Annotated in this window: 8 protein-coding genes; all 8 read left to right on the top strand. The window is 32.8% G+C overall.

Annotation, left to right across the window (positions count from 1 at the left end; genetic code table 11):
- The first annotated feature begins 253 nt into the window (after positions 1-253).
- Positions 254-1,132 carry a T9SS type A sorting domain-containing protein gene (locus tag APS56_RS09950; protein ID WP_054727671.1) on the top strand — a complete coding sequence of 293 codons (879 nt, stop codon included), beginning with the start codon at positions 254-256 and terminating at the stop codon, positions 1,130-1,132.
- Between the two features lie 670 nt (positions 1,133-1,802).
- Positions 1,803-4,742 (top strand): SusC/RagA family TonB-linked outer membrane protein, encoded by a 2,940-nt coding sequence (locus APS56_RS09945; RefSeq protein ID WP_054727669.1) that lies wholly within the window; start codon positions 1,803-1,805, stop codon positions 4,740-4,742.
- Positions 4,743-4,858: 116 nt separating this feature from the next.
- A complete protein-coding gene (locus APS56_RS09940; RefSeq protein WP_169786436.1) occupies positions 4,859-6,499 on the top strand; it encodes a RagB/SusD family nutrient uptake outer membrane protein in 1,641 nt (546 codons plus the stop codon).
- A 124-nt stretch (positions 6,500-6,623) separates the two neighbouring features.
- Entirely contained in the window at positions 6,624-8,048 is a 1,425-nt protein-coding gene (locus APS56_RS09935) for a sulfatase family protein (protein ID WP_082379324.1), read from the top strand.
- An 86-nt stretch (positions 8,049-8,134) separates the two neighbouring features.
- Positions 8,135-9,487, top strand: coding sequence for a sulfatase (locus APS56_RS09930; protein ID WP_054727664.1), 1,353 nt, complete (start codon positions 8,135-8,137; stop codon positions 9,485-9,487).
- 65 nt (positions 9,488-9,552) lie between these two features.
- Complete coding sequence (locus APS56_RS09925) at positions 9,553-10,677, top strand: sulfatase-like hydrolase/transferase (RefSeq protein WP_054727662.1); 1,125 nt, start codon at positions 9,553-9,555, stop codon at positions 10,675-10,677.
- Positions 10,678-10,802: 125 nt separating this feature from the next.
- Complete coding sequence (locus APS56_RS09920; protein ID WP_054727660.1) at positions 10,803-13,121, top strand: CBM96 family carbohydrate-binding protein; 2,319 nt, start codon at positions 10,803-10,805, stop codon at positions 13,119-13,121.
- A 13-nt stretch (positions 13,122-13,134) separates the two neighbouring features.
- A complete protein-coding gene (locus APS56_RS09915) occupies positions 13,135-14,652 on the top strand; it encodes a hypothetical protein (protein ID WP_054727658.1) in 1,518 nt (505 codons plus the stop codon).
- The last annotated feature ends 1 nt before the right edge of the window (position 14,653 follow it).

The raw sequence follows: 14,653 nt of genomic DNA, 5'->3' as shown, positions 1-14,653 counted from the left end.
AAATAATATAACTATATAAAAGTTAGTGTATTTATAAAAAAAGTGAAAGCCAATATTCCGTAAAATTAATACAAATGTTGTTTCGTGAAACATATTTACTACCATGGAACATTTGCACAAAGTATTGGTAATATGTGTGCTAATAAAAAACTGGTTGTTATTATATATTTGATTACTAATTAGATACTTATTTTTTTTGCCAACATTAAAATAACTTAATTAAATCCAATAAATAAATTTAAAACTAAACATTATGAAAAAAACATTACTTTTTTTAGCAGTGATATTATTTACTGCAAGCATGAATGCACAATCTTTTATTGCGAGTGACGACGTTTATGTGCAAGGATCGGATGAAAATGATAAAGAACATACAATCAATTATAATCAAGACGGAGGTAACGAAAACCCAGAGCTTTTGGTAAAAGTAGGTAGTACAGGTAGAACAGATTTGATTAGAAAAACCTTGATTAAATTTAATCTAACAGAATCTGGTTTATCTGGTGATGATGTGACTGATGCAAAACTTCGAGTCCATGTAGCTGATGTGCAAAAAAACAAAGCTGATCCTGTTACAGTAACTGTATCTGAATTAACAGATGATACTGCTTGGGATGAACACGATGTTACTTGGGAAACTGCTCCAGCAAGTGGAGGTGCAATAAGTAGTGTTGTAGGTATTACTGGTTCAGATATAGGTACAGAAAAGGATTGGGATGTTACGGAATATGTTAAAACAGAACTTGATGGAGATCAAATTATTTCTTTTGCTTTAGAAGATCTTGACGTTGTTAATAACACAGTTACCTTTTCTAGTAAAGCTGGGGTTTATGCACCTCGATTAATTATAAATAATGACCTTACTCTTAGTACTTCAAATTTTGATGTGCAAAACAATGTAGTTAGCTTGTATCCAAACCCAGCTCAAGAGTCTTTTGTTATACAAACTCCTGATACTGAAATAAGCAATGTAAAAGTATTTTCTATAAATGGAAGTATGATTTTTAATAGCGAAAATGTAAACTCAAATAGTTTAACAGTTGATACGTCTGCTTTTCAAACAGGTGTTTACTTTGTACATGTTAAAAATGTATTAGGGGCCTTAAGTGTTGAAAAAATGATTAAAAAATAAGAACCTATACTCTTAGGGTAGAATTGTATCACTATTTTTTTACCAACTAACACAAATAAAGCGATCTTTTTTCAAGGAAAAGGGGTCGCTTTTTATTATTTAATAAAATCATTGTTGCATTTGTAGTGGTTAGAGAATTTTTAAGGTATAATTATATTAATCATAAGTAAAATGGATAATTTTAAACAGGACTGTTTTTGGGTTGTATAAATAATCTTAATGTCTGTTTTTATTAAAGTCAATATATTAATATTTAAGTTTGAGTTGCTACATGTGTTTAATTATGAAAATATTTAGTATTGAAGTATCTCGTATTTAAAATTTAATTGCTTTCTAATTTAGTTTTATCTAACTCGTGATAAGATAGATCTCATAAAATTATTTATTCAATACAAGCCCATTTATTCTTTGTTACGCTAATTATAGTAGGTTGGATAAAATTGAAAAATTAATAAAGTTAGCACAAATGTTGTTTTTTGAAACATGCGTGCTAAAATGTCACATCAGGAACTATAAATGGGAACAATGGTGTCAATAAAGTTGTGTTGAATTGAATATTTTTGTTTAAATACCATAATAACTGAAAATGTTTATTTGAAGAGAGAATAATTAGTGATGATAAATGCCTCTAAAAAATAACCATTTGAAATAACAACTAAATTCAAATTTCATGAAAAGAAAACAATTATTTTTTAAGCTAACCAGCTTGTTTTTAATTTTGATGGCCTTCAGTGGTTTTGCTCAAAATAAAAACATATCAGGAAATGTTACAGATGAAACTAATATGCCACTGCCAGGAGTATCCATATTGGTTAAAGGAACAACAACTGGAACAATGTCCGATTTTGACGGAAATTTTTCACTACAAGTAAAACCAGGTGCTACATTGGTATTTAGTTATATAGGAATGGAAACTCAAGAGGTTTTGGTAGGAACTCAAACTAACATAAATGTATCACTAAAATCATCACAAATTGGATTGGATGAAGTGGTAGTGGTTGGTTATGGTACACAAAAGAAAAGTGATGTTACTGGATCTGTAGTCTCTGTAAGTACAGAAACTTTGGAAGCGAGACCACGAACTAGTTTAGAGCAAATGCTACAAGGGACTATGGCAGGTATGAACATTACTGTAAATGCATCAAACGCTGAGGGGTCTACAAATTCCATGTTAATTCGTGGACAAAATTCAATCTCCGCTTCAAATGGGCCATTGATTATTTTGGATGGTGTACCTTATGCAGGAAATTTATCAGAAATAAATCCAAAAGATGTAGGGTCTCTTGAAGTTTTAAAAGATGCATCAGCATCTGCCATTTATGGATCGAGAGGAGCCAATGGTGTTATACTTATTACTTCTAAAAAAGGGAAAGAAGGACAAATGAGAGTTAATTATTCGGTATCTACAACTTTCAACGAACCAGTTAACATACCCAGCTTAATGGATGGCAAAACATTTTATGAAGCTAAAATAGATAGAGGTTTAGCTACAACACTTATTGAAGATCAAGGTTATGAAGAAGGAAGAAACACCAACTGGGTAGATCTTGCTACAAGAACTGGACAAACTCTACAACATGATTTGTCGTTTTCAGGAGGTTCTGAAAGAACAAAATATTATGTGTCGCTTTCTTATTTAAATTCCGAAGGTGTATCAGTTGGAGATGATTTTAAACGTTATACTTTAAGACTTAATTTAGATCATAAATTATTGCCTTGGATGACCTATAGTACGAGTACTCAATATGGGTATTATGATAGAAGTGGTAATAATGCTAGTTTTTCAACAGCGTTTTCTATGAATCCATTAGGAATACCTTTTAATGAGGATGGTACACAAACTTTAGAAACTTGGGATGATGGTGTTTTTGTAGAAAATCCATTGTCAGGACTTTTGTATGATAATAGTGATATAACAAGACGATTTACTTCTAATAATAGCATTACAATTGATGTTCCTTTTGTAAAAGGATTGTCTTATAAACTAAATACAGGGTACGATTATAGATCTAGATTGGCACAAACCTATAGAGGTAGAAATACAAGAGATGGTTTAAGAGTGGGTGGATCGTTAGATTTAGCAAATGAATATGACGAAGATTGGCTTGTTGAAAATATTGTTAGTTATAAAAACACCTTTGGCAAGCATTCCATCTTTTTAACAGGGTTGTATAGTGCACAAAGTGAATGGTTTGAAAACCATGATGTAAGTGCTGAAGGATTTCCTAATGATGTTATGACCTATTATCAAGCTAGTAAGGCCAGTCTTATAGAACCTACGGCTACTTATAATAAACAAACACACCTTTCTCAAATGATTAGAGCTAATTATGTGTTTGATTCAAGATATTTGTTAACATTAACAACACGTAGGGATGGGTATTCGGCTTTTGGTTCCGATAGCAAATTTGGTGTGTTTCCTTCAGCAGCATTTGGTTGGAACATTTCAAATGAGAAATTTTTGGAAAATTCAAATAAAATCAATAATTTAAAACTAAGATTATCTTATGGAAAGAGTGGAAATGAAGCAGTTGGCGCGTATTCCACATTGCCTACATTATCATCTGTAAATTATGTAGATGATGATGATGCCACATTGTTTGGGTTTTACCCAAGTAGGTTAGGAGATCCTTCATTAGGTTGGGAAACAACAGTGTCGTTTAATGCAGGGTTAGATTTTGGGTTGTTTAAAAACAGAGTTAGAGGGTTAATAGATGTGTATTCATCAAAAACTACCGACTTACTTTTAAGCAAATCAATTTCTAATGTTAATGGTACAGGCTCTATTACTCAAAATATTGGAGAAACAGCAAACAAAGGTATCGAGTTTCAAATAACGAGTGTAAATGTTAGAAATGACAATTTTCAATGGAAAACCGATTTTAATATTGCACATTATGATACTGAAATCGTGAATGTAGGATTAACTGATGATGAAGGTAATTATATTGATGATGTTGATAATAAGTGGTTTATAGGTGAGCCTATCAGTGTAAATTTTGATTATGTATTTGATGGGATATACCAAGAAGATACTGCGGGTACACCACAAGGTAATGTAGAAGCAGGAGATATTCGTTATTTAGATGCTGATGGAGATGGTTCAATTACAACGAATGACAAACAAATCATCGGACGCAAAATTCCAGATTTTGTTGCAGGATTAACCAATACTTTTGAATATAAAAATTGGACATTTAGTTTCTTTTTAAATATGGTTTCAGGTATGACACAATCCAATGAGTTACTATATACTCAAGATAATGATCTTAGAGAAAACAGATATGATGTAACGTTCTGGACGCCAGAAAATCAAAGTAATACCTATCCAAGAAATGATAGAACGGCGAGTGTAAACCCACGTAGTATGAAATTCTATCGAAACACAGATTTTATAAGATTACAAGATGTTACACTCAATTATCGTTTTCCATCAGAAACTTTAAAGAAATTTAAAATTGATAATCTTGAGCTTTTTACCAATATTAAAAACTTATACACGCAAACAGATTGGATTGGTTTAGATCCTGAATTTTCAGATACTTCGGGTAGACAAACGGCAGTGCCTCAAACTACTTCGTTTTTATTGGGTTTAAAAATTAGCTTATAATTAAAATATAAAAATAACAGCATGAAACATCTGTAGCTATAATTTCTGTACATGAGAGGAAATGATTATTATGGATGCTACCTGTGACAATTAAAAAAACAATAAAATATAAACACATGAAAAAAATACTGATATTATTCACAATTGTTGGTGCCATTTTTATGAGTTCTTGTAACGAAGATACTTTTTTACTTGAAGAACCTAAAGATGATATTTTTGCCGAAAACCTTTTTCTTAACTATGATGGTTTTGTTAATGGTTTAAATGCCATCTATGCATTGGTAAGAGAAGATAGAGAAACACAGAGTAATGTGGTTAGAGCCTCTTTATGGCAAATGGGTACAGATAATACCTTCGTAAATAACGGTGCGGCACAGTCAGATCCATTTAATGATTATAATGATTTGCACTCTGAAAACGTATTAGTGAGAGAGAATTTTAATTGGTTGTATCGAATCATTAATTCTTCAAATCTAATTATCAATCGAGCAGAAAACACATCTGTTGATTGGTTAGGAGGAAATGACGCTGAGGATCTTAAAAATCAAAACAAAATAATCGCACAAGCAAGAGTTTTGCGAGCATGGGCTTACAGACACTTACGTTATGGTTGGGGGGCAGTTCCTTTAAGTCTTGAAGAAATTGATGGGACTACTTATCGTAATGATTGGGAACGAAACTCTATTGAAGAGATTAATGCACAGATGGAAATAGATTTGTTATTCGCTACCCAAAATTTGGAAATGAAAGAAGGAACAGGTGAAGTTAATGCGGCAGTTGCAGGAACTATGTTGGCAGAACTTTATTTAGACATGGGTGAAAATGGGAAAGCAGAAACAGAAGCACTAAAAGTTATAAATAGCCCTGAGTATAATTTAATGACTTCAAGATTTGGAGTTGAAGCTTCAGAACCAGGAACAGTGTTTACGGATCTATTTAAAAATCCAAAGCCTAGTGATGGAAATCAAGAAGTATTATGGGTTATGAATAATGCCTACGCAGATGTGGTTGGTAGCTCTTATGTAACTATTAAAAATATTTGGATTAGTTATTATTCACTAGACTCACAACTTAAGAAGAAGAATTTGGATATTCTATATACTTATAACGGAGGAAAAGGTTCTGGAAGAACCTCAGTAACAGATTCAGCTTTTCGTTGGTACGAAGAAACTGATGATAGATACTCTGAATACGCTGTTAAAAAGTATTTTATTTATCCAACAAATGATGCCGCAACAGAATTTGAGGTTATTGGGGAAACGAACATGGATTATGACGATCCAGAAGATTTAGAAGACAACTATCTTTGGCCTTATGTAACAAAATGGGCATATAACGACCCTTTTGTTTTAGATAATGCCTCATTATCAGGTCAATATAATGATCAAATGTATATGAGATTGGCTGAAACATACTTAATTGCAGCTGAAGCCATGATGAAAAATAGTAAACCTGGTTTAGCAGCAGACTATTTAAATGAATTAAGAAGACGTTCTAATGCTTCAGAAATAGATGCCTCTGATGTAACTATAGACTTTATCCTTGATGAACGTTCTAGAGAGTTGGTTACTGAAGAATATAGAAAGCATGCATTAGTTCGTACAGGTACATTTTATGATAGAACGGTATTGTATAACCCACGTTTAGATGATACTAAAGTTTTTGAGTATAATGAATATTTCCCTATTCCTCAAGGTATTATAGATGCTAATACAGGAGCGGTTATGGAGCAAAATACAGGTTATGAAAATAACTAATTTTAAAAAACTACCTCCTTTCTATATATTATAAGGAGGTAGTTTTTTTATGCCATTAAAAAATCCAAAATAAGATGAAAGCCTTTTAAGTATTGATAATTTATTGGGCTAAAAAAAGTTAGATATGAAAAGAATATGTTTCTATAGGTTAGTGCTTGCAATCGGGTTAAACTTAACAATGCTCGGTGCTTTTGCTCAAAAAAAGGAAATACTAAAAAAACAACCAAATATCATACTAATCATGGCAGACGACCTTGGTTATGGTGATGTGGGGTTTAATGGAAACGAAAACGTGATGACACCACATTTGGATAATATGTCTAAAGAAGGTGTAACACTTACAAATTTTTATGCAGCAGCTCCATTATGCTCACCTACCCGAGCTAGTGTTTTAACAGGTAGAAGCCCTTTTAGACAAGGGATTTTTGCGGCACATACTGGTGGTATGCGACCTGCAGAAACAACCATACCAGAGTTATTAAAAAAAGTAGGATATCAAACGGGTTTTTTTGGAAAATGGCATTTAGGTTGGGTTGAACCAGACCAAGTAGAATCTAGAGGTAATTATTCGCCACCATGGCATCATGGATACGATGAAACATTTGCAACTAAAAGTGCTGTTCCTACTTGGAATCCTACAAAAACACCAAAAGGTTGGACAAGTTGGGGAGCTATGGAAGATGGCTCTTGGGGAGGCTCTGTTTACGTGCAAAATGGCAAGCCAGTTACTGATAATTTAGATGGTGATGATAGTCGTATTATTATGGATAGAGCCATTCCTTTTATGGAGAAATCTATTTCAGAAAACAAACCTTTTTTAGCTACTATTTGGTTTCATACTCCGCATGAACCTGTTGTTGCTGGTCCAGAATATTTGGCTAAATATCCTAATCTTCCTGAAGGGCAAAAACATTTGTATGGTTGTATTACTGCTATGGATGATCAAATAGGTCGTTTGCGTAGTTTCTTAAAAGAAAAAAATATTGATGATAATACCATTATTTTCTTTACCAGTGATAATGGCCCATCTGGCCCAATAACTAAAAAAGGAATTGCTTCTGCAGGGCCATTTAGAGGGCATAAACATTTAATGTATGAAGGCGGTTTACGTGTGCCATCAATAGCCTTGTGGCCTAATCATACTATATCTGGTTTAGTGTCTGATTTTCAGTCGTCTACGGTAGATTATTTGCCGACTATTTTAGATATTCTTGATATACCAGTAAGTAAAAAAATACTATTAGATGGGGTTAGTTTTAAGTCCGTAATATTAGATGGTAATACAGAAAAAAGAACAGTTCCTATAGCTGCTGGTTATAAACGCTTGCATGGTGGTACTGATATTTATGCTTATGTAAGTGGCGACTATAAAATTTGTATTCCAAACAAAGGGGAAAAAATGATGCTTTTTAATTTGAAACAGGACCCAGGAGAAAGCAATGATTTAGCAGAAGAAAAACCAGAGTTATTAAAAAAGATGTCTGCGGAATTAGAAAAAATTAAGGATTCATGGCGCTTGAGCAATGAAGGAAACGACTATCAATGGTAAATACCTAACAGTGATATAAAATAATTTTATTGATAATAAATTTTATTCAAACATGGGTAAAGTTGATAAATAAATAATATAAAGGAATGAAAAGCAACCTACTTTTACTCATAACCCTCATTACTTTTTTTCATTTTTCATATGCACAAGAGAAACCGAATATTTTATTCATATCGGTTGATGATTTGAATGATTTTCCATCTTATGCAAATCGATATGAAGGAGCTATCACCCCAAACCTTGATAAGTTAGCTAATCAAGGTACGGTGTTTAATAATGCCTATAGTCAATATGCTGTATGCGGACCATCAAGAGCAAGTGTTATGTCTGGATTTTACCCTCATAAATTATCTGGAAGCTTAAATGAAGACGATAACGTTCAAGAATCAACACAAGCACTTGGGTCTGAACTTATGCATACGTGGTTTCGCAATAATGGGTACAAAACGTTAGCAGTGGGTAAAATTTTGCACAGTCATCTACCAAAAGGCACGTTAGATGATTCTGGAGGAAGAGGGCTCTTTAGTTCAGGACTTGGTAAGTTGCAAAGAAATTGGCATCAAAATGGTACTATGACAGATTGGGCTATGGATCCTGAAAGTGATGAACAAATGCCAGATCATCAAGCCGCTAATTGGGCTGTTAATCAATTAAACAAGAAACACGACAAGCCATTTTTCCTTATGGTTGGCTTTTTGCGACCTCATAATCCATGGTATGTACCAAAAAAATGGTGGGATATGTATGACCGAGAAAAAATAACACTACCACCGTATAAAAAAGATGACCTTGATGACATCCCAAAAATGGGGCTTAAAAACATCAAGGATCAGATGCCAAGAACAGAATGGGCTATTGAAACAGACCAGTGGAGAAGTATTGTTCATTCTTATTTGGCTTCAATCACTTTTGTAGATCATCAAATAGGAAAAGTTCTTAAAGCGCTTGAAGAAAGTGAATACAGTGATAATACCATCATTGTTTTATGGTCAGACCATGGGTATCATATGGGAGAAAAAAACACGATTCAGAAAGCAACCTTGTGGGAACGGTCTACTCACGTGCCATTATTGTTTGCTGGACACGGTATTCCTAAGGGAAAAAGTAGTAATCGAGTTGTGAGCTTACTTGATATTTATCCAACTTTATTAGAAATGAGTGGGTTGCCTAAGAATTCGAAAAATGAGGGTAGAAGTTTGCTACCACTAATAAAGAATCCATCAGGAGAATGGCCATATCCATCTGTTACGGGTTATGGTGAAGATTGCTACGCCGTCCAAAACGAGCGCTATCACTACATAAAGTATGCTGATGGAAGCGAAGAATTGTATGATCACAAAAAGGATCCTAATGAATGGACAAACCTTGCCGAAAATCAGAACATGTCCAAGATTAAAGCCAATTTAGCAAGGTATATCCCAGAAAGTAAATCTAATTAATTCACTTAGACTTTCTTTAAAAAGTATCAAAAATTAAATTTAAAATGCAATAACCCAACAAAATTATGATGGTCTTAAAAATTAAAAACTTTATTTTAGTATCCTTTTTAGTTTTTGCAGTAAATACGAATAATGCAATAACAAATGAACCTATACCAGAACGTGTTATTTTATTTATTATCGACGGTTTATCCGTAGAAGGTCCAGCAAGAATTGATATGCCTAATTTTAATGCTCTTAAAACTCAGGGAACCTATTATAAAGAAATGCATTTAACACTTCCTGGACATCCAGAAAAGAGTGATACTTACCCATGGACATGTTCAATGCCCAACCCTATGCTAATGACAGGCAGTCCTTTTATTGGTAAAGATGGAATTCGTGAATCTATGATACAACATTCTTTTAAGGATAAAGAAACTGCTTTCATTGTTAATGCACGTGCTTATCAAGACGTAAGTGACGGTTTTGGAACTTATGTTTCAAGTTCTTTTAACCCTGATGCTTTGGTTATTAATCTAACCAAGGAGATTATGGAAGTGTCTAATCCTAAGTTTATGCGTGTTCATTTGCAACGTTCCGGAATAGAGGGACTTAGGATATCAAAAAATTGGAGTGAAAACGAGCCTTATCATCGCAATATTTGGCATAAGGAATCAACTTATCGAAAAGCGATTACAGAGGCAGATCGTCAATTGGGGCTATTTGTACAATATCTTAAGGATACTAACAAATGGGAGAACACGGTACTTATGATAACTAGTGATCATGGACAAGCTAATGAAGGTTGGCACGAACCTTATAGTCCACCATCTAGTGTAACGCCATTTTTAATAGTAGGTTCTGGAGTAAGGAAAGGAGCTACCTTTGACTATTGTGAAATTATTGATATTGCTCCAACCATCGCCAATCTCAGTAATAAAAAAACACCTGTTCTATCCATGGGCCGTGTTTTGTCGGAAGCATTTGAGAGTAATTCAGCGAATATACCTGCAGTTCCTGAAAATATTAAAAGACTCAATAAGGTATTGATAGAAGCTCATAAGTTGTCTGAAGACAAGAAAAAATTGTTAGATAAACAAGGCTTTTTAGCTTTAAATGACTTAGGCTTATGGCATACTACCTCGGCTGGCAATAACTTTGATAATTTTGTAATACAACAAGAAAAAATTCTAAATAATGTAAAATGATGAAACCTTAATAAGTTATTATGGTAATAGTTAGCCTATGCTAAATGTTTTAGCTAATTATAGTTCATAAAAATTACTCTCTTTACCAACTAAAGAAGAAACTTAAAAATAAACTAATTAAACAAATGAAAAAAATACTACTTTTTACCTTATTATGGTCCACATGTATACTGGCTCAAACTAACTATTATATAGATAGTGAAGGAGGAGATGATAATTTTGCGGGTACAAGTGAAGCTACTGCTTTTAAAACTTTAAATAAGGTAAATACAATAACGTTTTTGCCTGGAGACGCTATCCTTTTTAAAAAAGGAGGCACATGGGCTGGAACACTAAGACCTCTTGGTAGCGGTTCTGCCGGAAATAGAATTGTAATTGGATCTTATGGTAATGGTGATTTACCAATAATTGATGCTGAAGGCCAAGTATATGATACAGATTATATGTCTGCAGCTATTATTTTATTTAATCAAGAATATTGGGAAATCAGAGATATAGAAGTACGAAACTTTGAGCAAGGAAACCCAAGCGATCCTATTGATAAAGCAGGTATTTTAGTTTTAGGAAAAGATTATGGAACATTACATGATTTCAAAATCGAGAACGTAAAAATTAACAAAGTAAACGGAACCTTGGATACAAGAGAAAATGGAGGCATTTTCTTTGATATTGGTACAGGCAAAGTTGCAGATAGATTACCAACGAATTTTGATGGTATTCATGTAAATAATTGTTATTTCTTGGATGTAGATCGTGGAGGTTTTCTAAATCAATCATATTGGAGCCGACGAGATTTGACTTCAAGTTTTGGTGAAGAAAACTTAGATGGAACAACCAATAGATGGTATCCGAGTTATAATATTGTTGTTGAAAATTCAAAATTTGAAAATATAGGAGGAAATGGATTGGTTATACGTGTTGCTGATGCACCATTAGTACGACACAATTTATTTATTAGAAACAGTTTAAAAACTACAGGTAATGCGTCTTACCCATATAATTGTGACAATGCATTATGGCAATACAATGAAGCTTGCTATACCGTATACAATGATGGGGATGTTGATGCCAGTGGGTTTGATAGTGATTATATGTGTAAAAATACTACTATAGAATACAATTATAGTCATCATAATGATTGGGGAGGATTATTGGTTTGTTCTAATGGAGGTCTTACAAATTCCTTTAATGACGGTACGGTGGTACATAAAAACATTTTTCAGGATGAAACAAATCATATGATTCGGTTCTCAGGAAACATAACTAATTCAGAGATATCTGAAAATGTTTTTATAACAGATACTAAAATAAGTGAAATGATGTGGTATAAAGAATGGGGAGGTATATGGCCAGCGAAAACAGAGGTTAATAATAATATTTTTTATAATGAAGGCACCACTGATTTTTTAACTATTGGTAGTACTATTGATAATTCGTTTTTAGGAAATACGCTATTTGGAAATGAGTTTGATGATTTTACAGATTTCATACCCAGCCAAAGTGAAGATCAAATAGATTTAGAAACAAAATTAGAATTAATACGTGCTATTGGTAATCGAAGCGAATTTTTAGTATCACAAGCTGAAAATGTTATTAATATTATGTGGGATCAAGGTGTTACATCATCATTAATAGACGTTCCTGCTATAGCTAATGTTCCTGTAAAAGAGGATAGTTATGTAAGAGGAGGTACGTATGCTGCTAATAATCTTAATGGGCCCCTTATGGAGATAAAGGAGAGCAGTAATAACAATGCAGAATACATAAGAGAGATTTGGTTAAAATTCGATATTGAAGATATTAGCTCAATTAGCTCTGCTATATTACATGTTTCTGGAAATAGAACTAATAATAATTCTGACTTTAATATTAACGTTAGAGAAGTTTTAGATGATACTTGGACGGAAGGAGGTATAACTTGGAATAATGCACCAGTGCCATCATCATTAATAGGAAGCTTTTCTACACCTGGTGATACTGGCAATGTTTTTCAAGATGGACATATTAATGTTACCAGTTATATCCAACAACAAATTGAAGCAGGCGATGATATTGTTTCTTTTAATTTATCAGCTGCCACGTCTTCCAGTAATGCTTATGAAATTATTACTAAAGAGTTTGTTGAAAACGAAGGCACAGGAATAGCAGCTTATTTAAGTATTATAGAAGACTCAACTTTAGGTGTAGAAAATAATAATTTAATTGAATCTAAATATGCTGTCTATCCAAATCCAACACAAGGTTTATTTACTGTAGAAACTTTAAATTCGGAAATAAGCAATGTAAAAATATTTTCAATTAATGGAAGCTTACTTTATAATAATCATAATATAAGTTCAAATAACTTAACTGTTGATGTTTCTAATTTTAAAACAGGTGTTTATTTTGTTCATGTTAAGGACGTTAAAGGCGATTTAAGTGTTAAAAAAATAATTAAAAAATAGGAGGCTTTATAAAATGAAAAATATTCTGTTTTTATTCTGCGTTACTTTTATCTGTCAGGCTCAAACTAATTATTATGTAGATAATGTTTTAGGAGATGATAATTTTTCCGGTATAAGTGAGGTTACTGCCTTTAAAACTTTAAATAAGGTTAACACAATTAGGTTTTTACCTGGAGATACTATCCTTTTTAAAAGAGGCGGACAATGGTCAGGAATATTCAGGCCACAGGGTAATGGTAAAGCTGGAAATAGAATTGTTATAGGATCCTATGGTAATGGCGATTTGCCAGTAATTGATGCCGAAGGGCAAAAGGGAGATACTGATTTTTTGTCGGCAAGTTTAATCCTTTTTAATCAGGAATATTGGGAGGTTAGAGATATTGAAATTAGGAATTTTGAAAAAGGAAACCCTGACAGACCAGTAAAAAAAGCAGGTATTCTTGTTTTAGCAAAAGACATAGGGACTTTACGTGATTTTAAATTTGAAAATGTAAAAATTAGTGATGTTAATGGTACTTTAAAATTACGTACTAATGGCGGACTCCTTTTTAATATTATTGCAGATAGTATTCCTGAAAATAGAATACCTACAAATTTTGATGGTATTTATGTTAATAATTGTCACTTTATAAATGTTGATAGAGGGGGCTTTATTAACCAGTCTTTTTGGCGCATACGAGATATGACCTCCAATTTTGGTGAGTTATGTGTTGATGGAAGAATCAATAATTGGTATCCAAGTTATAATATTGTTATTGAAAACTCAAAGTTTGAAAACATTGGAGGAAATGGATTAGTTACACGTGTAGCAAATTCACCTTTAGTGCAATACAATTTGTTTGTTAGAAATAGTTTAAAAACTACTGGTAATGCCTCATACCCTTATAATTGTGATAATGCATTATGGCAATTTAATGAAGCAGCTTACACGATCTATAATGAAGGCGATATTGACGCTAGTGGGTTTGATAGCGATTATTTATGTAAAAATACCATCATACAATACAATTTTAGTCATCATAATGATTGGGGAGGCTTGTTGGTTTGCTCTTGGGGTGAAGTAGAAAATGCATTTAATGACGGTACAATTGTTAGATATAATGTTTTTCAGGATGAAAAACATCATATGATACGCTTTTCAGGAAACATTACTAATACTGAAATTTCTAACAACCTTTTTGTAACAGACACTCAAGTTGATGATGTTATGATGTGGTACAAGCATTGGGGAGATATTTGGCCTGATAAAACAATAATAAAGGATAATGTTTTTTATAATGAGGGCACTACAAATTTTTTAAAATTAGGAGCAACAACTAACAACTCATTTGTAGGGAATGTATTGTATGGAAGTGAATTTTCTGACTTTTCAGAATTTGAATCTATCCATAGTAAAAAGGATGAAAAACAATTAAAGTCAACAATCAATCAGGTTAGAAAAATTGGTTTACGAAATGATTTTTCTAAATCAGAAGCCGAAGAAGTTATTAAAACAGTATGGCCTGATTATTTAACATTAAAAAATGAATAAC

It is taken from the genome of Pseudalgibacter alginicilyticus (assembly GCF_001310225.1).
Classification (GTDB): Bacteria; Bacteroidota; Bacteroidia; order Flavobacteriales; family Flavobacteriaceae; genus Pseudalgibacter; species Pseudalgibacter alginicilyticus.
Note: the sequence above shows the minus strand (reverse complement) of the source record. Positions and strands in the feature narration are given on the sequence as shown.